The sequence below is a fragment of the Alteromonas sp. V450 genome, from assembly GCF_001885075.1.
Classification (GTDB): Bacteria; Pseudomonadota; Gammaproteobacteria; order Enterobacterales; family Alteromonadaceae; genus Alteromonas.
Window position 1 is genome coordinate 979,282 of record NZ_MODU01000004.1, and the last position, 23,903, is coordinate 1,003,184.

The 23,903-nt window shown below is 43.2% G+C and carries 20 protein-coding genes; 16 read left to right on the plus strand and 4 right to left on the minus strand.

Translation table 11 applies throughout. The features are described from left to right. The first annotated feature begins 86 nt into the window (after positions 1 to 86). The 5 genes from BK026_RS04305 to BK026_RS19765 all read left to right on the plus strand — a co-directional run bounded on the left by BK026_RS04305 (position 87) and on the right by BK026_RS19765 (position 3,370). The gene (locus BK026_RS04305; protein WP_256253671.1) at positions 87 to 887 is read left to right on the plus strand and encodes an alpha/beta hydrolase; all 801 of its coding nucleotides are present in this window, start codon (positions 87 to 89) and stop codon (positions 885 to 887) included. A gap of 89 nt (positions 888 to 976) precedes the next feature. Continuing rightward, complete coding sequence (locus BK026_RS04310; RefSeq protein WP_143142083.1) at positions 977 to 1,297, plus strand: hypothetical protein; 321 nt, start codon at positions 977 to 979, stop codon at positions 1,295 to 1,297. Between the two features lie 197 nt (positions 1,298 to 1,494). Next, complete coding sequence (locus BK026_RS04315) at positions 1,495 to 1,950, plus strand: GNAT family N-acetyltransferase (protein ID WP_071814701.1); 456 nt, start codon at positions 1,495 to 1,497, stop codon at positions 1,948 to 1,950. A gap of 203 nt (positions 1,951 to 2,153) precedes the next feature. Next, positions 2,154 to 3,209 carry a succinylglutamate desuccinylase/aspartoacylase family protein gene (locus BK026_RS04320; protein WP_256253672.1) on the plus strand — a complete coding sequence of 352 codons (1,056 nt, stop codon included), beginning with the start codon at positions 2,154 to 2,156 and terminating at the stop codon, positions 3,207 to 3,209. A gap of 35 nt (positions 3,210 to 3,244) precedes the next feature. Beyond that, the gene (locus BK026_RS19765; RefSeq protein ID WP_256253673.1) at positions 3,245 to 3,370 is read left to right on the plus strand and encodes a hypothetical protein; all 126 of its coding nucleotides are present in this window, start codon (positions 3,245 to 3,247) and stop codon (positions 3,368 to 3,370) included. Between the two features lie 68 nt (positions 3,371 to 3,438). On the opposite strand, the gene cdd is transcribed toward BK026_RS19765, so the two are convergent. After that, positions 3,439 to 3,888: a cytidine deaminase gene (gene cdd, locus BK026_RS04325; RefSeq protein ID WP_071817488.1), complete on the minus strand. Its 450-nt coding sequence runs from the start codon at positions 3,886 to 3,888 to the stop codon at positions 3,439 to 3,441. A gap of 93 nt (positions 3,889 to 3,981) precedes the next feature. Here cdd and nlpI point away from each other — a divergent pair, with 93 nt between their 5' ends. Then, the gene (nlpI, locus tag BK026_RS04330) at positions 3,982 to 4,884 is read left to right on the plus strand and encodes a lipoprotein NlpI (RefSeq protein WP_071814702.1); all 903 of its coding nucleotides are present in this window, start codon (positions 3,982 to 3,984) and stop codon (positions 4,882 to 4,884) included. Between the two features lie 12 nt (positions 4,885 to 4,896). Beyond that, positions 4,897 to 6,414 carry a tetratricopeptide repeat protein gene (locus tag BK026_RS04335; RefSeq protein ID WP_071814703.1) on the plus strand — a complete coding sequence of 506 codons (1,518 nt, stop codon included), beginning with the start codon at positions 4,897 to 4,899 and terminating at the stop codon, positions 6,412 to 6,414. Here BK026_RS04335 and cysZ read toward each other — a convergent pair. Continuing rightward, complete coding sequence (cysZ, locus tag BK026_RS04340) at positions 6,411 to 7,148, minus strand: sulfate transporter CysZ (protein ID WP_071814704.1); 738 nt, start codon at positions 7,146 to 7,148, stop codon at positions 6,411 to 6,413. The genes BK026_RS04335 and cysZ overlap by 4 nt on opposite strands. Positions 7,149 to 7,357: 209 nt before the next feature. Between cysZ and smc the strand changes: the two genes are divergently transcribed. The 3 genes from smc (at position 7,358) to ligA (ending at position 14,348) form a co-directional block, all read left to right on the plus strand. Then, on the plus strand, positions 7,358 to 10,876 hold the full coding sequence (smc, locus tag BK026_RS04345) for a chromosome segregation protein SMC (RefSeq protein ID WP_071814705.1): 3,519 nt from the start codon (positions 7,358 to 7,360) through the stop codon (positions 10,874 to 10,876). A gap of 20 nt (positions 10,877 to 10,896) precedes the next feature. Then, positions 10,897 to 12,240 (plus strand): cell division protein ZipA, encoded by a 1,344-nt coding sequence (gene zipA, locus BK026_RS04350; RefSeq protein WP_071814706.1) that lies wholly within the window; start codon positions 10,897 to 10,899, stop codon positions 12,238 to 12,240. Positions 12,241 to 12,314: 74 nt separating this feature from the next. Further along, entirely contained in the window at positions 12,315 to 14,348 is a 2,034-nt protein-coding gene (gene ligA / locus BK026_RS04355; protein WP_071814707.1) for an NAD-dependent DNA ligase LigA, read from the plus strand. A 27-nt stretch (positions 14,349 to 14,375) separates the two neighbouring features. Here ligA and BK026_RS04360 read toward each other — a convergent pair whose 3' ends face one another. Next, entirely contained in the window at positions 14,376 to 14,903 is a 528-nt protein-coding gene (locus tag BK026_RS04360) for a DUF2062 domain-containing protein (RefSeq protein WP_071814708.1), read from the minus strand. Positions 14,904 to 15,143: 240 nt separating this feature from the next. Here BK026_RS04360 and BK026_RS04365 point away from each other — a divergent pair, with 240 nt between their 5' ends. The 6 genes from BK026_RS04365 (at position 15,144) to BK026_RS04390 (ending at position 22,185) form a co-directional block, all read left to right on the plus strand. Next, a complete protein-coding gene (locus tag BK026_RS04365) occupies positions 15,144 to 17,567 on the plus strand; it encodes a DNA internalization-related competence protein ComEC/Rec2 (RefSeq protein ID WP_177247877.1) in 2,424 nt (807 codons plus the stop codon). Positions 17,568 to 17,755: 188 nt separating this feature from the next. Continuing rightward, on the plus strand, positions 17,756 to 19,504 hold the full coding sequence (gene msbA / locus BK026_RS04370) for a lipid A export permease/ATP-binding protein MsbA (RefSeq protein ID WP_071814710.1): 1,749 nt from the start codon (positions 17,756 to 17,758) through the stop codon (positions 19,502 to 19,504). Beyond that, positions 19,501 to 20,517, plus strand: a complete 1,017-nt coding sequence (gene lpxK / locus BK026_RS04375) for a tetraacyldisaccharide 4'-kinase (RefSeq protein ID WP_071814711.1) — start codon at positions 19,501 to 19,503, stop codon at positions 20,515 to 20,517. Before msbA ends, lpxK begins: the two co-directional genes overlap by 4 nt. A 20-nt stretch (positions 20,518 to 20,537) precedes the next feature. Then, complete coding sequence (locus BK026_RS04380; protein WP_071814712.1) at positions 20,538 to 20,732, plus strand: Trm112 family protein; 195 nt, start codon at positions 20,538 to 20,540, stop codon at positions 20,730 to 20,732. 9 nt (positions 20,733 to 20,741) lie between these two features. Further along, positions 20,742 to 21,494 (plus strand): 3-deoxy-manno-octulosonate cytidylyltransferase, encoded by a 753-nt coding sequence (gene kdsB, locus BK026_RS04385; protein ID WP_071814713.1) that lies wholly within the window; start codon positions 20,742 to 20,744, stop codon positions 21,492 to 21,494. Positions 21,495 to 21,525: 31 nt separating this feature from the next. Next, on the plus strand, positions 21,526 to 22,185 hold the full coding sequence (locus BK026_RS04390) for an SDR family oxidoreductase (RefSeq protein ID WP_071814714.1): 660 nt from the start codon (positions 21,526 to 21,528) through the stop codon (positions 22,183 to 22,185). Positions 22,186 to 22,282: 97 nt separating this feature from the next. On the opposite strand, the gene rimO is transcribed toward BK026_RS04390, so the two are convergent. Continuing rightward, complete coding sequence (gene rimO, locus BK026_RS04395; RefSeq protein WP_071814715.1) at positions 22,283 to 23,710, minus strand: 30S ribosomal protein S12 methylthiotransferase RimO; 1,428 nt, start codon at positions 23,708 to 23,710, stop codon at positions 22,283 to 22,285. Positions 23,711 to 23,903 lie beyond the last annotated feature (193 nt).

The following is a 23,903-nucleotide window of genomic DNA, read 5'->3' on the forward strand; positions in this document are numbered from 1 at the left end:
AGGTAATTTTAGCCTTTCTGTTATCACCAATTTTTAGGTTTATAGGCCTTTTTGAAGTTTTCACCCAAAAAACGGAGTTTAATACTGTGAGAATTATTTTTTTATTACTTAGTGTGTTTTTTTCAATCGGAATTAATGCGTCGAATTTCGTAAGTATAACCATTTCTCAGTCAACACTAGTGGAAGAGACACCAAAAATAACTGTGGCGTTACCAGCATCTTATAAAACGAATATAACAAAAACGTATCCAGTTTTGTTTGTTCTAGACGGGGTGGCTAATGGAGACTTGGTAAATGGAATGATTCATCGGCTGCATTTATCTAACGGTTCAAATGAGCACATTATCGTAGGTGTCACCAGCAGTAATCGCTTGAGAGATTTTGCGCCCACAGTAAATAACGATCCAAGAGGGCCAGTAGGCGAAGGCGGTGGTGGAGAAAAATTTTTGGATTTTTTAGAGAGTGAACTTATTCCTCTAATAAACAAAAAGTTCCGAACCAATAATTATAATGTAATTGCAGGGCATTCAGTTGCAGGCCTTTTGGTAATTCATAGCTTCCAGTCTCGTCCAAATTTATTTCAAGGGCATTTAGCATTCAGTCCTGCTGTATGGTGGGGAGAGCGAGAAACATTGCAAGCAACAAAAGAATATGTGGCTACAGCCAAACACATTCAAAATTATCTTTATATGGATATTGGCAATGAAGGTGGCGAAATGCGCCAAGTTTATGATTCGTTAGTGCAAACAATTTTAAGAAATCGCAATATTGATTTACATGTAAAATTTGATGAATTTGAGCATGAAACTCATGACTTTACTATGGCCGCCGGACTCTACAATGCCCTTAAAGGGTTATTTCAGCATCAACAGAAGCTAGGCGTATAACAAAAATTCGCTGTATTAATCGATACTGAAAACAGTGCGAAAAAGAACTATGTGAATTGGATTTTGCAGCATGTTTCAAAGGAGAGGGCGTGAATAAAAAAACACCTTTTGTATCAAAGCAGGAGATTCCCCCAGAAGCTGAGCCTGTTAAGTTTGCTCAGCACCTGTTTGTGTTAGCAATTGTTTTTGTGTTGGCGCTTAATTTCGTTGTAGAAGGTACGTCAACTTGGTTGTTCCCCGTTTCTATTCCTTTTGCCGCCTATTATGCCTTTTCCGTTAATAAAACAGGGTACGCAATTGGTCAGCATGCTGTTTATAGTCGCGATAAAAACCCTCTTATATTCAAGGCTCATATGTTTGGCGCAATTTGCTATATGTTAGTGGCTTTTGCGGCTTGGGTTGGCTGGTGATTCCTTAATTGTTACTTATTTAATAAGGAGTTCTGGTAGAGCTTCGCTCACTCTATTTCGCTTTCAATGGCACAAAGAAGCAATGCGCGAAGCATGACACCATTTCTACGTGCCGCAAAAGTGTATAGTCTGGAACATTGGCCAAGCTGATTAAGCGCCACATTTATGTAAGTAGTCGATATTGAAGGAGCTTTTATATGGAAATCAAAAGGGATAACTTAGAAAACGAAAAAGTCGTTGCTCTTCTTCATGAGCACCTTTCAGATATGCGTGCAACTTCGCCACCAGAGTCGGTGCATGCGCTTGACGTTAACGCACTTACGTTACCTAACATCACATTTTTTAGTGCATGGGAAGGCGATGCTCTTGCTGGATGTATTGCTATTAAGAAGCTCAACGGTACAGATGCAGAAATTAAATCTATGCGCACCTCTCATGCTTACAGAAGGCAGGGGGTAGGCAATAAGCTCCTTGTTTTTTTACTAGATTATGCAAAAGAACAGGGTTATCTGCGGATAAGTTTAGAAACAGGTACACAAGATTACTTCTTGCCAGCACGCAAATTGTATAAAAAGTTTGGGTTTGTCGATTGTGGCCCTTTCAGCAACTACAAATTAGATCCAAATAGTCATTTTATGAGCCGTGACATTTAGCGCAGGCAGCACTTTTTAGCGTTACATGTGCTCATCAAGTCCTAACCTAAATAATTGCCGTTATCTAAGTTATTCAATAAATGGAGTGTTGTTAGACGCCATACAACCGTTTTTCATCTAACAAAGTACGCGAAATTTAGGTTCTTTCGTTGCATGATAGAGAGAAATCTGGCTAACTGTCGGCTTTTTTAAAGGAGTTTCATATGTTTTCAAAGACGAAGGCGACAAGTGCTTTAGCTTCACTTATCTTCGGTTTAACAAGCTTCAGTAGCTTGGCCAATGCACCTTATGAATTGATGGGTAATACCACAGCCACTGGAGAGAAGGCCTCATTTGTTGCAAAACAAAACGGTATCTCACTTCCTGTAACCGTTATTAATGGAAGTAAAGAAGGGCCGGTATTATTGCTTACCGCAGGTGTTCATGGCGATGAATATCCATCAATGTTTGCTTTACAAAAACTACAGAAAGAAATCGACCCCAGCCGTCTTAGCGGCGTGTTAGTAGTTCTGCATTTAGCTAATGTAGACGGTTTTCACAGCCGTCTTATTGCGTTGAACCCTCGCGATCACAAAAACCTAAACCGCGCGTTTCCCGGCTCGGCAAGCGGCACTGAAACTGAGCAAATTGCCCATATCCTTACCAAAGAATTTATCAATAAGAGTGACTACTTAGTTGATATGCACTCTGGTAGCGCCAACCAAAGCTTACTTAATCATGTGTATTCGCCATTTGTTGGTGACGAAAAGCTAGATGCGCTTACGCTTGACCTTGCTAAAGCGACGGGAATGCGTCACATCGTATTATATGGCAATCGTCCTCGTGATCCTGAAAACTCGATTTCTTATCCGAATACAGCAATGACACGAGGCAAGCCAGGGCTAACAACAGAAATCGGCCATTTAGGTATGTCGGACGAAGCGTCTATCGATGAGGCTTTCGATGTAGCACAAAATATAATGCGTTTTTTAAAAATGCTACCGGGTAAAGAGCGGGCGCACGCAAAACCCGTTATGTACGACGCTGTTGTTTCTACCAAAAGCCCTGCAGATGGTTTTTTTACGTCAACGGTTAAAGTGGGCAATTTTATCGCGCAAGGGCAAAAAGTGGGCGTTATAACTGACTATTTTGGCAACCAAGTAGAAGAGGTAATTGCGTCTGCATCAGGTAGGGTAATGATGGTAAATGCTACTCCGCCAATTCGCGTTGGTGAATCGGTGGTAAGCATTGGTGTAATTTCAAGAAAAGAAACTGACTAACGGGTAATACTACACAAGCAACACAAGGGCCTGTCATGGATTTTTTGTTTAATGTATTAATTTGGGTTGGGGTAGTTATTTTTGCCGTATTCGCAATTGGCTTTATGGCTGCTGCGAAGTTAAATAGAAAACAAGATCAAAGCGATAACGACCAACCGTAAGCGGTAGCGAGCATACACTGAAGGCGCCTATTCAATTATTTGAAAGTGCGCCTTTCTGTCGTTAACGATTATTTATCTAGGTCGTGTGCTCTAAAAGCGTGGGGTAGTAAATCGCCTATTGTTGTATCGAATACATTTCCGGTTTTAGTTACCATGGTTACTGGCGTTTCATCGCTAGCAAACTCGGCAATTTTTTGTCTACAGCCGCCGCAAGGAAAACACAGTTCGTCGTTAGGGCTAGCAATAACAATGTGAGCAATGTGTTTGTGGCCGTTGGTCACCATGTTTCCAATTGCTGTCGCCTCGGCGCATTGACCAAGAGGAAACGCTGCGCTTTCAACGTTACAGCCGGAAAAAATTTCACCGCTAGGAGTGATTAGCGAAGCACCAACTTTAAAGTTTGAATAAGGAGAATGAGAATTTTTTTGGGCATCAAATGCAAGTTCTGAAAGTTTCTGTAAATTATTTTTGTTCATAGCTACCTGTGTTAACCGTCCATTGCGCTTTACTTTTATCATCAAATAAGAGAAGGTTGGCGGCACAAATGCCGTACCAATCGTAAATATTGTGTGCAGGCGGTTTTTTCTTTTTTTATAGAATGCTTTTTTACCATGTGCAGAAACGTTAGTCTCATCTTTTTTTCCCTTATCGTCGGTATTTTGACCGGTTGCACACAGACCCAGTCATTTTCTGAACAACCGCAGATGGGAAACCTACTGCTTGCAGAACCTGCTCCGATCAATCCTCGTTCGGAAATGGCCATTGCACGCTACAATCAAGTACTCACCAGCCCGGCATTAACAGATGAAGATAGAGCCGAGTTGCACTATCAAAGGGGCATGCTGTACGACAGCGTTGGGCTAGCAGGCCTTGCACAGTTTGATTACACACAGGCTATTTCGCTAAAACCCGATCTTGCCGAAGCGTATAATTCTATTGGTATTCACTACATTCAACAAAATGACTTTATTCAAGCTTACGATGCATTTGACTCAACGTTAGAAATCGACCCTAGCTATGATTTTGCGTTTCTAAACAGAGGTATCGCGCTCTATTACGGCGGCCGTGCTGAATTAGCGTCGGTAGATTTAAATACGTTCTTTGAAAAAGACGAAACTGACCCCTTTCGAGCGTTGTGGGCTTTTTTTGCGCAACATGAAATTGGCCAAGAGCAGGGGAGCGTGTATCTTGCTTCAATTCGACCAAACCTAGACAATGCGCATTGGGCCACATCGTTGGTTGATTTGTTTCTTGGTACCACAAACGAGAACCAGGTACTTAACTCGCTTTTAAATGGCATTCAAAGTCAAAAAGCGCTAACAGACAGGTTATGCGAAGCCTACTTTTACCTTGGCAAGTTTCATGCGCAAAAAGGCAATAAGGGTATCGCGTCAAATTATTTCAAACTGGCGTTGAGTACAAATGTGTTTGACTACGTTGAACATCGCTACGCAAGAATGGAACTCAATCGACTACGCGAAAAAGCAAACGCTGTTGCTAGCAGCGACAATTAACCATTTATTCATATGCGTGGTTTGTTTTTAGCAGTTTTTGCACTGCTCATTGTAGCTGGTGATAGCGGTCGCTATGTGCCACAACTTTTAAAAAATAGTGCAACAGCACAACAGTTTTCCTCTTCTAATGCTGTTAATCAAAACAGTGTTTTCTCTTTGCTTTGGTATGCTGGCGCAGACGGCTCTGCGGTGGCACAAAATACATTAGTAAAACAGTTTGAATCTGCTCACCAATTGCAGTTTCCTGATTATGAAGACGCCATAGCAATTTATTGGTTAGAAAAATTAGTTAACGATGGAAATGCGGATGCAGCATGGTTACTGTACCAAATGCTGGGTGAAGAAGAGGCGTCGCGAAGCTTAATGCGACTTGCCGCTTTAGGAAATGTTGCAGAGGCCCAACTCGCGTTCGCCATGTCGACTAATGAGCCTAAAAAGAGAGAAAAATGGTTAATTAGCGCTGCAGAACAAGATTATTTGCCTGCACAAGCTGCGTTAGCAGATTGGTATATGCTTCACGGTAAACAGCAACTCGCTAAACCTTTATTAGTGGCAACGGCCGACCTGGATATGCAAAGTGCCTATAAATATGCACGCTTACTATGGGATGAAGGCAATACAGAACTGGCTAAAACATATTTCGAAAAGGCCGTTTCTCAAGGGCATGAGCAAGCCAAGCAGGCCATACACACATTAGAGCTATATTCTCCGGTAAGTAGTAACAGCATTGGTGCATATAACTGGTTACATAAGCGCGCTGATAAGTATTGTCTTCAACGTATTCAGCCTTTCGCAACCAGTCTTGCAACAATAATTCGTGCGCATCATTTATACGAAAGCTTTAATAAGGATCTTAGACTTGCTTCGTTGCCACTTTGTATAGCGCCTCCTGTTTGGCTTGAAGAAAACTCTTTGAAATGCGAGCCTAATTTTGCAGGGGCGGGCGTATTAGGGTGTGATGTTAAACAGCTATCGGCACTGGCGAAAAAACGGGAGTTTAGTCACGCGGTAGTGGTGGCAGAGCAAGGTAAAGCAAACGTTCAAAACGGGGTGATGTACTTAGATATTAGCGATTCATATTCTGTTTTTGTTCATGAATTGGCCCACTTTTCGGGTTTTGTCGACGAATACCCTATTGGTCGTACGATGGCAACACGACTATGTAACAGTAGTGACATAAACGATTTTACGCCGCCAAATTTAATTGTAGACAGTGCGTATTGGTATTCACCGCATTCGACAGTAGCTAACTGGCTTGAAATTGACCCCGCTACCATTATTGCCCCTGCTAAAACGTGTACCATTATCGGCAAGGATAGTTACAAACCAAGCCGCCGAATAACCTTTATGGAGCACCATGACAGTGGTGTAATTCCTCCGCTTTATCTCGTGCTATGGGAACAACAATTAATGAAGCAGGAGGCCCAACGGCCTATTTCAATGAACCTGTTTCAAGCCTTTCACAAGCAAGGCAACCGAGAAGAGGCTGCCTTTTGGCTTGCAAAGTACGAGGCGTTTATCGGTGATTAGTGCGCAGCGGTGTGTTTCAGCTCTTTTACCCACATTGAAGTTGCACCACAAATAGCAACAGGCATCACAATAAAGTTAATAATGGGTATGAGTGAAAATATATTTACCATGATACCGAATGTCATTGCTTTGCCTTTATGCTGCCCTAAATGCAGTCGCATTCGCGTAAAGTCAATTTTGTGGTTGTCATAGGGATAATCACAATACTGAATTGCCATCATCCATGCATTGAACAAGAACCACAGTAACTGTCCAATAACGGGCAGAAAGAAAAACAGCAACAAAAAGCCAATAGCACGCGGTAGATACCAGATAAGTTTTGTGAGCTCCCGTCCTACCGTTCTCGGGATGTCTTTTACTAACGCCATAACACCTTCGTCGCCTAAACCTTGGCCAGTCAGATGACGCTCTACTTTTTCAGATAGTACACCGTTAAAAGGTGCCGCAATCCAATTTGCCAATGTGCCAAAGATAAGGGCAAAAATAAGCAATACACTTAATAAGGCTAGCGGCCAAAGGAAGAAACTTATCGCCGTTTTTACCCAACCAAGCCAGTCTGGAACTAAATTAACGACATACATTACACCTACTTCAATTTGGCCGAATAAGAAGTAAAATGCGGCTGAAAATAACAAAACGTTTATTGTAAGCGGTACAAAAACAAAGCGCTTCAAACCTTTTGTTTTGATAAGAGAAAACCCTTCAAAAAAATAGTGAACACCCCCCGCACTCATTGCGACTCCTTACGTTGTGATTTTCAGTAATTACAATATGATACGATGTACAGAAAGCTTATGAAAATGGTAATTGTTACAAGCTGTATGTTTTGATAGAGTCGTAGAGATAATAACAACAGATATTACCCCGTGACTGTATCGTTCCTTTCTAATTTATATTTCAAGCTAGCTAAAGCGCATTCTTTTGCAATGTCGAGGGTGAGCTAATGAGGCTTAAAAAAATAAAATTAGCGGGCTTTAAGTCTTTTGTCGAGCCTACCACCATTCCTTTCCCGGGCGAAATGACGGCCGTTGTTGGCCCTAACGGCTGTGGAAAATCCAATGTTATTGATGCTGTGCGTTGGGTTCTAGGCGAAAGTTCTGCGAAGAACTTGCGCGGCGATGCAATGACAGACGTGATTTTTAATGGCTCGTCTAACCGAAAGCCCGTGGGACAATGCAGTGTGGAGCTTGTATTTGACAATACTTCCAACCGTATTGGTGGAGAATATGCAAAATACAACGAACTGTCTGTTAAGCGACTTGTTACCCGAGACGCAACGTCTACCTACTTTTTGAATGGCACTAAATGCCGCAGAAGAGATGTCACTGACTTGTTCTTAGGCACTGGCCTTGGGCCTCGGTCCTACGCAATTATTGAACAGGGCATGATTTCTAGGTTAATTGAATCTAAACCTCAAGAATTGCGTGTATTTATTGAAGAAGCCGCTGGTATATCTAAATACAAAGAACGCAGGCGTGAAACCGAAAATAGAATAAAGCACACGCAAGACAACCTTGAACGGCTTAACGATGTTAGAGATGAATTAGGCAAGCAGCTTGAGAAGTTGCAGCGTCAGGCTGCGGCTGCAACGCGTTATAAAACGTTACGTGCCAAAACACGTGAACTCAAAGGTCAACTCGCTGCCATTCGTTTTTTGAAAAATAGTCAACGAATAGAGGCGTTGCAAAAGCAGCAACAGGTAATACAGCTTGAAGTAGATGGGTTAAATGCCAGATTACAAGGTGATGAGGCTGGCGTAGAGAGTTATAAAACCCGTCAGGTTCAAGCGAAACAGAGTATTGACGACCTTCAACAGCAAATTTTTACAACAGGCAATCAAATAACGCGCCTAGAACAAAATGCGCTTCATGCTAAGCAAAGAAAGGTACAGGTAGAAAGCGAGCTTACTCGCCTTAATGAACAAGTATCGTTGCTCCACGCGTCAATAGAAGAGGCCGAAACGGCGCTTGCCATTTCACGAGGATCACTTGATAAAGTGGTGCCTGAGCTTGAAATTAAAGAAGCCGAGCTCGAACAAGCCAGAGAGCGCCTAGACGACGGCGAACAATCGTTACGTGAATTTAATAGTAAAGCGCGTGAACAAGAGTTGCTATTTAACCAGCTTCGACAAAGCGTGCAGCAAAGCCATGGCCAAATTCAATCTTTGATGAATATGCAGCTTCGTACATCGCAGCGTATAAGTGAGCTTAACGATGAACGTGAACAGCTTAAAGACGATGACCTCAATGAGCAGCTTGAGATCTTGGAGGCGCAGTACGAGCAACGTCAATTAGATATTGATAATGCGCAGGCAACGTGCGATACGCTGGCTGATTCACTACAAAAGATTACTGAGGATGTTAAAGCGGTTGAGAGTCAATTACACAATGTAAAGGGCGACTATCAAGCCACTCAGTCTGCAATTTTTGCGTTAGAAGCACTTCAGCAGGACGCTGCGCTAGAGAATAATGAAACCGTAACGTGGTTAAGCAAACTGTGGCAGCAGCTTTCAATTCCCAGTGATCTTACTGTTGCAGTTGAAGCAATACTCACGAATCTTCATTCGCCAGTCATTGCTGTTAAACACACAACGAACGAACTCATCGATGCCTATAGCGACTTACCAATAGGCTGCACTGTATTTTCTAACGGTGCGCTTACTGAAAAACCTAAAGCGCAATCGCTTGCTAACGAGATTGTAAAACGCTACAGCGGTGCTGAAGAAAAGCCCATATCATTTCCTAAAATGTTCAATGACATTTTATATTGTGAAAATGAAAGCGATGCATTTCGCGTAGTTTCGGATGCCTTGAACGAAAAACAATCTACAGTTAACGGCTTTTCCAGTGTTATTGCCAAGTCAGGTCTTTGGTTAAGCACAGAATGGTTATTAAAACCCGGAGAAACAAGTGACGGCGTTCTTCAGCGCGCGAACAAAATAGCCAACTTATCGTCAACATTACAAGGGTTAGAAGCGCAACAAGAAGAAGCGTTGTGCAAGCTTGATGAAATTGGCGGGCTCAAAGCGGATATTGAAGCGCAGCAACAACAAGCCTTGTTGCAGTTAACTGAAAATAATAATGCCGCGTTGCAGATAAAAAATCAGATTTCGCTTTTAACGATGAGAGTGGAACAAAATGCTGAGCGTTATCAAAAACTGCACGATGAAATTGAAAAGCAGCAAACCCTTTTTAATGAAGAAGAGGCTCAGATCACGCAGTTATCCGCTACGTTAGAACTTCAAGAGGCAAAAATTGAAGAACAACAAGCCTTTATTGAAAATATCAACAGCGAACGCGAGTCACAGGAGCGTTTGTGTGAAGAAGCTAAAGCGCTCGTAGAACAACTAGTGTCTAAAAAACATGAGCTTGCGTTAAAATGTCAGCAATTGGAAAATCACCAAACTCTTCACCTTCAACAGGTTACGCGTAACAAAAAGCAGCGTGAGGAGTACGCAGAAAATAAGCTTCGTTTAGAAGAAGAGCTTAAACAGCTATTAGCACCACAAGAGCGACAAGATGCTGAGCTGCAAATTCTGCTAGAACAAAAAGTAGAGCTTGAACAGGCGCGTTGTGAAAAGCAAACCGAGCTTGAAGACATCGAGCAATGGTTACGAGAAGCCGAAAAAGGGCATCAAGCGCTTTCAAAAATCATCCAAGAAAAGCAAACCGCGATAGACAAGTTAAATATTGATATAGAAGGGTTTAGAGTTCGCGCTAACACAGTGATAGAGCAATTAGACGACTCGCAGCAGTCACTTAAGACACTTTTAGAAGCGTTACCTCAAGACGCAGATGAAGGAAAGTGGCAGGAAGAGTTGGATAGCGTACAAGCAAGCCTTCAGCGACTAGGCGCAGTAAACTTAGCTGCTGTTGAAGAATTCGACATTCAATCAGAACGCAAGAATCATTTAGATACACAGCATCATGACTTAACTGAAGCGCTAGAAACACTGCAGTCTGCAATTCGTAAAATAGACAAGGAAACGCGCAGCCGTTTTTCAGCGACATTCGAACAAGTAAACGAAGATTTGAAAACGTTGTTTCCTAAAGTGTTTGGAGGTGGCTCTGCCTATCTTGCACTTACTGATGATGACTTGTTAGAAACTGGGGTTACTATTATGGCGCGCCCCCCTGGAAAGAAAAATAGTACAATCCACCTCTTAAGCGGTGGAGAAAAAGCACTAACCGCTTTATCATTAGTGTTTGCTATTTTTAGGTTAAATCCAGCGCCGTTTTGTTTGCTGGACGAGGTAGATGCGCCGTTAGATGATGCCAATGTTGGTCGTTTTTGTAATTTGGTGTCAGAAATGTCTCAAACAGTGCAATTTATTTATATCACCCACAACAAAATAGCGATGGAAATGGCAAGTCATCTTACTGGTGTAACAATGGCAGAACCTGGCGTCTCACGCATGGTTGCAGTGGATGTAGACGAAGCTGTAGCCTTCGCAGAAGCATAACAAAGGGCGAAAGAAATTAAATGGAAGATCAATTACGTCTATTTTTACTATTAGGGGGCACGGTATTTATTCTGGCCGTGTTGGCGCATGGTATTTGGAAAATACGTAAAAACAACAAGCCAGAAGAAAGACAACGTCTTGAGCCTCGACAGTGGGAAGACGATAACATCGACGATCTGGATGACACCGAGTCGGTAGATGGTTTCGACGAACTTGGTATTGGTTCGGTAAGGGTTGTCAGCAACAGTGCCAAGCCAGCCTCTTCGGATGATGATAATGAGCTTGCCGACAATGCTGCGCCATCTGAAGAAGTGCAACAGAAAAATACGGAACAGGCAGACAGTATTACAAGCAGTAATGGGTTCGATGGCGAAAGCGCCGATACTGAGGCCGACGACAGCAAGACGCAACAAGAGGTAACACCCAAGAATGAGCCAAAACTTTACGGTGCTGTTGTATCAAACCCAAAGCCTCACATGGCAGTGCGTTCGGGCGAAGGTTCGGTTCCTGATAATGTGACTGAGTTTCCTGAGCCGCCGGGTTTTTTACTGAAAGGACAAGAGGTGAGTGGTGAACCTTCATCGTCTTCTGAACGAAGCACTTCGGGCTCTGATGTTAACGGTGTGTCAACTAGCGCCGACAATAGTGGGGCTCAGAAGCATACTACCCAAGGCGAAGAAGTGGAGCGCTTTTGTTTAGATGCGCAAGATGAACCTATGTCTAACCACTCTGACGAAGCTGCACAACACAAGCGTACATCGCGAATTAAACGCACAAGAACTTCGGTTAAACGCGAAGAACCTCGATTTGGCGACGACCAGATGCGCATAGACTTTGATACAAGTCAAAGTGGGTTTGAAAGCCAAGGTGATATCGGCTTTAGCGCATTGGATGAAGATGAACCTGGTAGTAGTGCTGATCAAGAGACCGTAGAGCAAGAAGTACTCGTGTTAAATGTGCGGGCGCAAGATGACGCGGTAATATCTGGGGCGGCCTTGCTACCGATGTTGCTTACACTGGGGTTTAAATTTGGCGACCAAGACATCTTTCACCGCCATGTAAATTCAAACGGAAAAGGCCCTGTTTTATTTAGCTTGGCTAATATGTTCAAGCCGGGCGTTTTTGACATTGACAGCCTTGAAAATTTTGAAACGCAAGGCGTATCGCTGTTTATGATTTTACCTATAGAAGGCGATCCTCACCAAGTGTTTAATATGATGCATAATGCCGCTAGAAAGCTTGCTGATGAGTTTGGTGCGCAGGTTTTAGATGGCAGAAGAAGTGTTTTAACAAAACAAGGCCTACAACAATATGTTGAGAAAATTCGTGAATTTGAACGTAAGCGGATAATCTCTCGTAGTTAACATACCGAAATCAACGGTGGCACACGTCACCGTTTCCTTCCTATTAACCGTACAAAGGGCGTGAATAGATCCGCATGTCTGAGTCTTTAGAACAAGCAAAAAAAGAGATTGCGACCCTTCGCAATCAATTGAATGAATATAACTATCAGTACTACGTGTTAGATGATCCCACCGTACCTGATGCTGTTTATGATAGAGATATGCAAGCGCTGATAGCGTTAGAAAAAACCTATCCTGAGCTACGAAGTGTTAATTCGCCATCGCAAAAAGTAGGCGGTGAAGCGTTGTCGTCGTTTGAGCAGGTAACCCATGAGGTTCCCATGCTGTCGCTTGACAATGCATTCGACGAAGCATCACTGCTGGCGTTTGAAAAACGTTTAAAAGATCGTTTAAAAGATACTGCAACGCTTCATTTCAGCTGTGAACCCAAGTTAGATGGGTTGGCGGTAAGTATTTTGTATGAAAATGGTCAGCTAGTGCGCGCCGCTACACGTGGCGATGGTCAAGTAGGTGAAAACATTACCGCCAATGTCAGAACAATAGCAAACGTGCCTTTGACACTGCGTGGCGAAGGTCTTCCTTCAAGGGTTGAAGTTCGTGGTGAGGTATTTATGCCTCGCGATGGCTTTGTAAAGCTCAATGAACACCAACGCCAATCTGGCGGTAAAGTGTTTGCTAACCCAAGGAATGCAGCTGCGGGTAGTCTTCGTCAACTTGATTCAAAAATAACGGCCAAAAGGCCTCTGATGTTTTATGCATACTCTTTGGGCGTTGTACAGCCAGACAGTGTTGAACTTCCCGACACTCACAGTGCTCGATTGCACAAATTGGCAAGTTGGGGGCTACCACTGTGCCCTGATATTGACGTTGCAGAAGGCGGAAATGGATGTCTTGACTATTACAATCGTATTTTGAATGTGCGCGACAACCTGCCTTACGATATTGATGGGGTGGTGTTTAAGGTAAATGCGATAACACTTCAACAATCACTAGGCTTTGTTGCACGTGCGCCTCGCTGGGCGATAGCACAAAAGTTTCCAGCGCAAGAAGAAGTTACCACATTACTTGACGTTGAATTCCAGGTGGGGCGAACCGGCGCAATAACACCTGTTGCGCGGCTAGAACCTGTATTTGTTGGTGGTGTAACGGTATCTAACGCTACGTTACACAATCAGGATGAGATCCACCGCCTTGGCGTTAAAGTTGGCGATACGGTGGTAATACGCCGCGCAGGTGACGTTATTCCTCAGGTCGTGTCAGTACTAGAGTCAAAACGTACTGGCGATGAGGCTGATATAGCGTTTCCCAGTCAGTGCCCAGTTTGCGGTTCGCAAGTAGAAAAGCTTGAAGATGAAGCCGTAGCCCGTTGTACAGGCGGGTTAATTTGTGCAGCGCAGCGCAAGCAAGCGTTGAAGCATTTTGCCTCGCGAAAAGCGTTTGATATTGATGGGCTAGGCGACAAGCTCGTGGACCAACTGGTTGATGCGGATTTAGTACATAGCCCTGCCGACTTTTTTACGCTTTCTCTTAGCAACTTAATTGGCCTAGAGCGAATGGCGGAAAAGTCAGCGACCAAATTACTAAGTTCTCTTGAGACTGCAAAAAAAACAACGCTTGCTAAGTTTCTTTATGCACTGGGTATTCGTGAGGTAGGCGAGGCAACAGCATCGAATTTAGCTATGCATTTTGAGACGTTAGAGGCTATCCGCAGTGCGTCGCTTGAAGCGTTAGTCGAGGTTCAAGATGTTGGTGAAGTGGTTGCCACGCATATCTTTAACTTTTTCAATGAGCAACACAATACTGAGGTGTTAGAAGCGCTACTTCGTGAAGGGATAACCTGGCCAACGATAGAAAAACCATCAGAAGGGAATTTACCGCTAGAAGGTAAAACTTGCGTAATAACCGGAACGCTAAGCGAAATGGGCCGTTCAGACGCAAAAGCTAGGTTACAGCTTCTCGGCGCTAAAGTTGCCGGGTCAGTAAGTAAAAATACCGACTTTCTCGTTGCAGGCGAAAAAGCTGGTTCCAAACTGACAAAAGCTCAAGAATTAGGGGTAGAAGTGTGGGACGAAACAGCGCTTGTTTCGTTTTTAGCTCAACATGAATAGCAAACAACCCTCGCTATTGTAACATTACTACTGCGCCGACTGACGGCGCAGTTGACGTCTTTTCTCCCACGCTTTTTTCACCTGTAAACGCCAGACCCAGTTCAGCGTAACGTAACCCGCTAACCCAAATACGACTGAGCAAATTCCACAGCCTACAAGGAACGCCGGGCCAATAGTATTTATACTTTCTACCACCCATTGCCAGCTAAATTGAAACTCAAAATGTTCAGGTTTAGTCCCAAGTACAGTAGTTCCAACTTTATAAGCCCCATAAAATATAGGCGGAATAGTAAAGGGGTTAGTTATCCAAACGGTAGCAACGGATAATGGCAAATTTGCGCGAAAAGGAATGGCAACACCAGCTGAAAGCCACATTTGAAAAGGAACTGGCCAAAACGCAAAAAATAAACCAATTGCGAAAGCGCCAGATGCAGAACGACGATTCAAATGCCAAAGGTTAGGTTCATGTAATACTTTTCCAAAAATTTTTAAGGCTCTATTTTGCTTAATACTTTGATGATCAGGCAAAAAACGTCGAATAAATTTTTTAGGCATAAATATCGATGCATCTCGAAAATAAAATCAAAACTGACAAACCTTGCGTCTTCGTAACATTTCATCACGCAGGCGAGGTTCACGCTATGTCACTTGCTACGTGATAACATGCTAAATTGTATCACAATTTGGGTAGGCTGTTTTTGCGCTGGCGCAATGACCTGCGTTTTTTGGCCGAGCTTACCAAGTAATGTCTCAATGTACATCATGATGACGATAGAATTGGTTCTATTGTGTTTCATGATATACAAAAGCCGCACTTTTAAAGGCAAAAGCGGCCTCGTATACCCAATTATAGGCAGTCATGCACTAAGCGGCGCAATTGCGGGTATAGTTTGGATGGCGAGTGTAGGGTATTTTTACACTGCTTGGCAACTGCCTGAAGATAAAATTCAACAAGATGTCATAGTAAGTGGGCAAGTAATCGACGCACTGTGCAGGCAATCAGAAAAAGAAGGCGGGCCAGACAAAGGTTATGCCTCTTATCTTGTTAACGTTAAGAAACTGCATCACCGCGATGCCACCACGCTTTTTAGTTTGCCGAAGGGGTCCATTTTAAACGGACTCCCCTTCGTGGATGATATAGCAACTGCAATAGGTTTTCGTGTTGCACTTAATGCTAATGACAGCGCGCCTTGCCTCCGTGAGGGCGATACGTTTAGCGCTATTGTAAAACTAAAGCCAACCTATGCAAAAGCAAACCCTGTAGGAGCAGATAGGCAACGCATTTTAGTGAGTAAACGGGTAAGTGCTACGGGGTACGTGAAGGCGTTTCATCCCGAATCTATTAGCCACAATCATACCGTTCGTCAGCATCTAATCGATTTCCTTGAATTGTTACCACTAAAAAATACAGCATGGTGGAAAGCTTTATTATTGGGGCAAAGAAATGGCTTAACCGATATTGATTGGATTACCTTGCAACGTACCGGGACGGGTCACTTGTTTAGTGTATCGGGCATGCACTTAAGCGTTGTTGCAGGTGCTTCTATGCTTTTTTTGAACATTACTTTTTATATGTTTATTAAATTAGTCAGCCCCCTTACTAGCAATATTGTATTTAACACCACTCGTTACTGGAGTAGGCGAAAACATAAAGGGCACTTTTGGTTCGCTCCGTTACGGGCGTCAATATTGTGCGCCGTAATTTTAACCGGTTTAGGTTATGCAATAATCTGTGGAGCCGCGTTGCCGGTAATTCGTGCATGGGTTCTTTTAACACTTGTGTGCACGTTATCTCTATTCAAAGTGGTATGGCGACCATTTCACATGGGGCTGATCATGCTTGCGTTGTGCTTAATTTTATTTCCACTTTCAGTGTTGAGCGCAAGCTTTTATCTAAGTGTCGGTGCACTATTTATCATCTGGTTCTTAGTACTGCGATTTTCACTTAATGGCAACAATGCACTTAAAGCGATGTTTAAGCTTCAGTGTGGACTTACAATAACCATGCTTCCCATAACTTTTATTTGGTTTGAAAGTGCGAGTATCGTGTCGATTTTGGCAAATCTTATTGCGCTACCCATGGTCACAGTTATGCTGCCAATATGCTTATTCATCTTGCTGCTGTTATACCTGCTCAATGTTTTATTCGCAGCTCCGTCGTTACTTTCGCATGTATTAACGCTGTTGTTTGAATACGCAGATATAGCGCTTGGTTTTGTGCTTCACATATTAACATTGCTGGCCGAGCTCGAATTCAGCGCTATGTCACTGTTTTTGAAAACGGAAGCTGCCATTGCTATTTTAGCTGCGGTGTTTGTAGCGCTTTTACCGAAATGGCGTTTCAAATATTTATGTGTAGTGGCTTTAATCGTGCCTTTTTTAACAAGCTTTATTCATACAAACGAAACACTATGGGAGCTTCATGTTTTTGATGCAGGCCAAGCCAGCGCGGTTGCTATTACAAAAGGCAAGCGGGCGATGGTGATAGATACAGGCGCAAGCTATAACGGCAAAGCAACGATTGCAAGCAATGTGCTTTTACCCTTTTTACTAAAACGAAATATTCAATACATTGATTTTGTTATCCATACTCACAGCGATAACGATCATGCAGGGGGATTTAACGAGATATCACAATCAAGGCTTGCGCGGTATGCCGATTTTTATCTCCCCGTTTCTACATCGAAACACATCAAAGCATGTGAACAGGGCCTAAGCTTCTCGTGGCAAGCACTCAACATTGATTTTATGTGGCCAAAAAAAGGGAACGCCAAAGACAATAATGCAAGTTCATGCGTGGTCAAGATATCCGATGACTCAACCCGCATACTTATCCCTGGTGATATAGAAAAAGCCAGTGAATATGCGCTACTAACCCATTACCTTGACGCCTCAAAAGGGGGAGAAACTGAAAAGACAGTGGCGGCGGATATTTTGTTAGCCCCCCACCATGGGAGTAATACTTCGTCGACGGACATCTTTATAGAGCAGGTTAAACCACGTGTTGTCATATTCACACAAGGCTATGAAAATCGATGGAAATTCCCTTCAAAGGCAGTATATCAACGATATCTTAACCATGGTGTTAAACCTTACATGACAAGCTATCACGGGTATATAAATGCAACAGTCGATGGTGTTAACGTAAGGGTAAAAACACAGCGCTTTGACTTTGAAAAGCGTTGGTACTTAGCACCTAGAATGCCCTCCCATCTTTAATTTGATAGTTTTGACCTTACATCAGAAACCGTAAGTGGGAATATTACGCACATTGCTTGACCAATAAACCATGGAAATTAGTGAATTAGTAATATTACGCGTACAATACGGTATTACTTTGCGGCGATGCGTTCCGCAATAAAAAGAAACAGATAAACACTGGCCAAAATACGGGTGTAAAAAACTGCATGCAACACGCCGACAATTCGGATTATCAAATTAAACGCTTTTTGGAATACCTTAAAGCTTATAAAGTTCCTTTCGCGTTCGCTATCATTGGAATGATTGGCTATTCTGCTGTCGATACCTTTGTATTTGCTCAGCTACAGCCCATGATCGATGAATCTCTTGGAAAGAATGATCATGATTATTTAAGGTTGGCAGCGTACGCAATAGTTCCGCTGTTTTTACTACGCGGCATATTTAACTTTCTAGGCAGCTACACATTGAGTTGGATTGGTGCACAAGTTGTTATGCGTATGCGCCAACAGCTTTTCGATAAGTACATCCATTTACCAGTATCGTTTCACGACCATCACGCGGTCGGAGGGTTAATCAGTAAGGTAACCTATGACACCGAACAAGTAGCTGCAGCTTCAGGTAAAGCCTTACTCACATTAGTGAGAGAAGGGGCATTAGTCGTTGGCCTTTTGGCTGTTATGTTCTATTACTCTTGGCAATTGTCGTTAATTTTCTTGCTTATTGGGCCCGTGGTTGCGGTTATTGTGTCCTTTGTGAGCAAACGCTTTCGTGTAGTGAGTAAAAATATCCAGCAATCTATGGGCAACTTGACGTCTTCTGTTGAACAGGCGGTAAAGGGCCATAAAGTTGTGATCATGTTTGGTGGCCAGGAAATAGAGCAAACCCGGTTTAAAGAGAAAAACAACCACAACCGGCAGCAAACAATGAAGCTGTCTGTTACCTCAATACTCAGCGTTTCTTCCATTCAAGTTATAGCGTCTATTGCGTTGGCAGTTGTATTATTTATTGCCAGTACGCCGGGCATGTTAGAAAAGCTTACTGCTGGGGTTTTCATCAACGTTGTATTTTGTATGGTTATGTTATTAAAGCCACTAAAGCAGCTAACAACAATTAATAACCAATTTCAAAAGGGTATGGCCGCGTGTGCCAGTATTTTTGAAATCCTTGATGAAGAAGACGAGGAAGACAAAGGGCAGATTAGGTTAGAACGCGCCAAGGGAAAAATAGAATTTTCCGATGTGACTTTCCATTATCCAGGCAAACAGACGCCAGCTTTGTCTGATGTCAATTTTACCGCCTCGCCTGGACAATCAATTGCGTTGGTTGGCCGTTCCGGTAGTGGTAAGTCGACGATGTCTTCACTGCTTACGCGATTTTACCGGCCACAAAAAGGCGAAATTAGAATTGATGATATTAAGTTAAACGATATTGACCTTAAGTCGTTACGAGCACAGTTCGCCGTTGTATCTCAAAACGTTACCCTATTTAACGACACTATCGCCAATAACATTGCCTATGGTGCCAAACAGCACGTTTCAAGAAGTGAGATTGAAAGCGCGGCTAAAATGGCACATGTTGAGGAGTTTCTTGCAAACCTTCCCGACGGTTTAGACACTGTCGTAGGTGAAAACGGTTTGATGTTATCGGGCGGTCAAAGACAACGAATTGCTATCGCACGAGCGATATTGGCAGATGCCCCAATTCTTATTCTTGATGAGGCAACATCAGCATTAGATACCGAATCAGAGAGATTGATTCAGGACGCGCTTGAAACACTTCAAAAGCGCTGCACAAGTATCGTTGTTGCCCATCGATTGTCTACCATAGAAAATGCAGATTGCATTATGGTGGTCGAGCAAGGCCGAATTATCGAAAAAGGTAAGCATTCTGAACTATTAGCAAGTGGCGGGCATTATGCCCAACTGCATGCGCTACAGTTTGGTGAAAGCCAGTGAAAGCTGACACAGGTAAAAATGTTCACGATAAATGGTATTTCGGTCATCCGTTAGTCTGGATATTAGCGCCACTTTCACTTTTGTTTTTTTTGATTTCAGCGATGCGAAGGGCATTGTATAACGTTGGCGTTAAAAAAGTTTATCGTCCATCATGTCCGGTTATTGTGGTAGGCAACATCTCCGTAGGAGGCAATGGAAAAACACCCGTTGTGTTAGCACTGGCTGATCATTACCGACAAAAAGGTGTGAAAGTGGGTATTTTAAGTCGTGGATACGGCGCAAAATCTCCGTTTTACCCTAGGAAAGTTAAAGGGGACGATAACGCGTCGGAGGTAGGAGACGAGCCGAGGCTGTTAGCAATACGAAGTGACTGCGACGTTGTCATCGACCCGAATAGATCGCGAGGCGCACGTTTTTTGGTTGAGCAGTGTAACTGCGAACTGATTATTTGTGATGACGGACTTCAGCACTACGCACTGGCTCGCGACGTAGAACTTGTAGTAATGGATGACAGAAAAGTAGGAAGCGGTTTTTTGCTTCCCATGGGGCCGCTTCGCGAGGGTACGTGGCGATTATCAAATGTCGATGCCATTGTGCATAACGCGCGAACTTTGCCCACATTTGACAACCCAGTGGCGCCTCAGTTTTTGATGTCGCTAACGCCCGGGAAATTTGTCAATGTTCAAGACACGTCGGTTGAACTTGACGCCGAACAGATTGCTGAAAAAACGTGCCATGCCGTTGCCGGTATCGGCTCTCCTCAACGCTTTTTTAATCAGCTAATCGCGTTGAGGATATCACTTTCTGGCACTAAAGCCCTGCCTGATCATCACACGTTTACCGCGTCTGATATACCTAATGGGCGAGTAATCATGACAGAAAAAGACGCAGTGAAAGTTCGCGCGTTTGCACATCATGATTGTTGGTATTTACCGGTAACCGCAGAAATACCACGCGAATTTTATAATCTATTAGATGGAAAACTTGCCAAAACAAGCTTTTCAGAAATATAAGTCAAATAGGATGAATATTGATGGCATTTGATAAGAAATTGCTAGAGGTGCTGGCATGTCCAGTATGTAAAGGTAAGCTAGTAATGAGCGATGACAATTCCCGCTTGATTTGTCGTTTTGACCGACTTGCATTCGATATTAAAGACGGTATTGCGGTACTTATCGAAAGTAAAGCACACACAATGTCGCTTGAAGAAGTTGACGCGACGCGATAGAGGTAGGGCATGTCATTTACAGTTATTATTCCAGCGCGATTCGGCTCTAGTCGTTTTCCTGGGAAACCACTTGCGGATATCAACGGCAAGCCGATGGTCCAGCACGTTTTTGAACGTGCCCAAGAAGCTGGCGCCAGTGAGATCATTGTTGCAACTGACGATACTCGAATTGAAAAAGTTGCATCAAACTTTGCACGCGTATGCATGACGTCTGAAAATCACCAATCTGGGACAGAACGTATTGCAGAAGTGATTAAAAAAGAGGGCCTGGCATCTGACGAAATAGTCGTGAATGTGCAGGGAGATGAACCTTTTATTCCCGCTGAGAACATACGACAAGTCGCAGTCAACTTGGCAGATTCCTCACAGTGCCAAATGGCAACATTGTCGACAAATATCGACAATGAAGAAGATGTTTTTAACCCTAATATCGTAAAAGTAATTGTGAATAACTACGGCGAGTCTATCTATTTTTCTCGTTCTTGTATTCCTTTTGAACGCGACACTATGATGCGATCACCAGGTACAGCGAATACCTCGTTGTATCAAAGGCACATAGGAATATATGCCTATAGAGCAAGCTATGTGAGCAAATACGTCAACTATTCACCCAGTGCACTTGAGCAAATTGAGTCATTAGAGCAACTGCGTGCAATTTGGTACGGCGATAAAATACACTGTGAGGTAGCCATCGCGCCACCGCCTATAGGCATTGACACACCTGAAGATCTAGAACGTTTGTTAAAGACTATAAATAGCTAGAACTAACACGCATATTAACAAAGGAACCGTTATGAATGTGGTAATTACTGGTGGTAATCGAGGTATAGGCCTTGCTCTTACCAAGCAATACAAAGCAATGGGAGCAACCGTTTACGCAACGTGCAGAAATAGTTGTGATGAACTAAATAGCGCCGGTGTAAATGTCATTAAAAGTGTCGATGTTTCAAAGCCTGAAGAATTAGGCGAAAAACTGGCCTCTATAAAAGACGTGAAAATTGATCTACTTATCAATAATGCAGGTGTTTTGGGCAGAGAAAGTATCGATGACTGGGATCCAAACACTATCGATTATCAGTTTCGGGTTAATGCAATGGGACCTTTGTTGGTAACGCAAACGTTATTGCCTAACTTAGTTGAAGGAAGTAAGGTGGCGTTGATATCGAGCCGTATGGGTTCGATGGCAGATAATGGGTCTGGCGGTTACTATGGTTACAGAATGTCAAAGGCAGCACTGAACGCGGTGGGTGTTTCACTGACAAGAGATCTCGGTATAAAAGGCATAGCAGTTGGTATTTTTCATCCTGGATTCGTTCAAACTGAAATGGTCAATGGCGCTGGTGATATTGATGCTGACACTTGCGCCAGTCGATTATGTCAACGCATTGAAGAATTAAATGTTGATAATTCAGGGCGCTTTATTCATTCAAATGGAGATGTGTTACCTTGGTGATTAACACTCAAAAGGCGCTCTTCTAAAGCGCCTTTTGGGGCTGTGGGTTCTACTGATGCTACATGAAAATGTAGCATTCAGACAAAGGTATACCGGTTTACTGTTCGTCGTCTGATTCTTGATCTTCAGACAATACGGCCCAAACATCGTGCTCGTTAGCATGAATGACTTCAGCCCACACGCGATCACCAGGTTTAACGTCATAAACACCATTAAGATGGACAACACCATCTACCTCAGGAGCGTCTGCGTAAGATCTACCTACAGCGCCCTCAGCATCAACACTATCAATGACGATTTGATATTCATTACCTATACGTGCTTTTAAGCGCGCTGCACTTATTTCCCCTTGAACCTCCATAAAACGAGCAAGTCTTGCTTGCTTTATATCTTCAGGTACAGGGTTGGGTAAGTCATTTGCCTTAGCCCCTTCAACGGGTGAATATGCAAAAGCGCCTACTCGGTCAAGTTGTGCTTCTCGCAAGAATGTAAGCAGTTCTTCAAACTCTTCCTCTGTCTCACCAGGAAAGCCAACGATAAACGTTGAGCGGATCACTAATGATGGGCACTGTTCACGCCACTTTTTAACGCGCTCAAGAACGCGCTCTGCGCTACCAGGGCGTTTCATAAGTTTAAGGATGCGTTTGCTCGCATGCTGGAATGGAATATCTAAATAAGGCAGTATTTTACCCTCATTCATTAAAGGAATGAGGTCATCAACGTGTGGATAAGGGTAAACATAATGAAGGCGAACCCAAATACCCATTTCACCCAGTTTTTCACACAGCTGCTGCATATGTGCCTTTACCGGCATACCGTCCCAGAAACCGGTTCTATGTTTCACATCTACGCCATAGGCACTTGTATCTTGTGAAATTACCAACAGCTCCTTAACGCCGGCCTCTTTTAAACGCTTAGCCTCATCTAGGATACTCCCCACAGGACGGCTTACCAAGTCACCGCGCATGGAAGGGATGATACAAAATGTGCAACGGTGGTTGCACCCTTCCGAAATTTTCAAATAGGCGTAGTGACGTGGTGTAAGTTTCACGCCATGATCGGGTATTAAATCTGAAAACGGGTTGTGCTGTGGTTTAGGAAGATGCTCATGAACCTGTTCTACTACGGTTTCGTAAGCATGAGGACCGGTAATTGCGAGTACGTTCGGGTGTAACTCGCGAATTTCGTCTTCTTTAACGCCCAAACAACCTGTTACGATGACTTTGCCGTTTTCTTTTAGTGCTTCGCCTATGGTATCTAACGACTCTTCTACGGCGGCGTCAATAAAGCCACACGTATTTACAATAACCAAATCTGCATCGTTGTATGTAGGTACAACATCGTATCCTTCAGTGCGCAGTTGAGTAAGGATCCGTTCTGAATCAACAAGGTTTTTAGGGCAGCCCAAGCTAACGAAACCAATACGACTACCTGTCTCTGAAGCAGTAGACGTATGTTCGCTAAGCACTTTTACAGGTGTCTCTAACGTTGTTGTTTGATTTGGGGTGTATTTTTGTACTGTCATTTTACGATCTTAAGGTTTATCTGATGCACCAATTTTACCATGAGCGCCCACGAAATATTATGCTAATTCCGCAATAACTTTTTAATCTGTTGAAGTTCTTCCATTTTGCTGCTGTTTTCGTGTGTATAACGGTTTAAAAGTCACCATTAAGCCCCACCTATAGTCAAATTGACAATTTTATCAAACGTTCGTT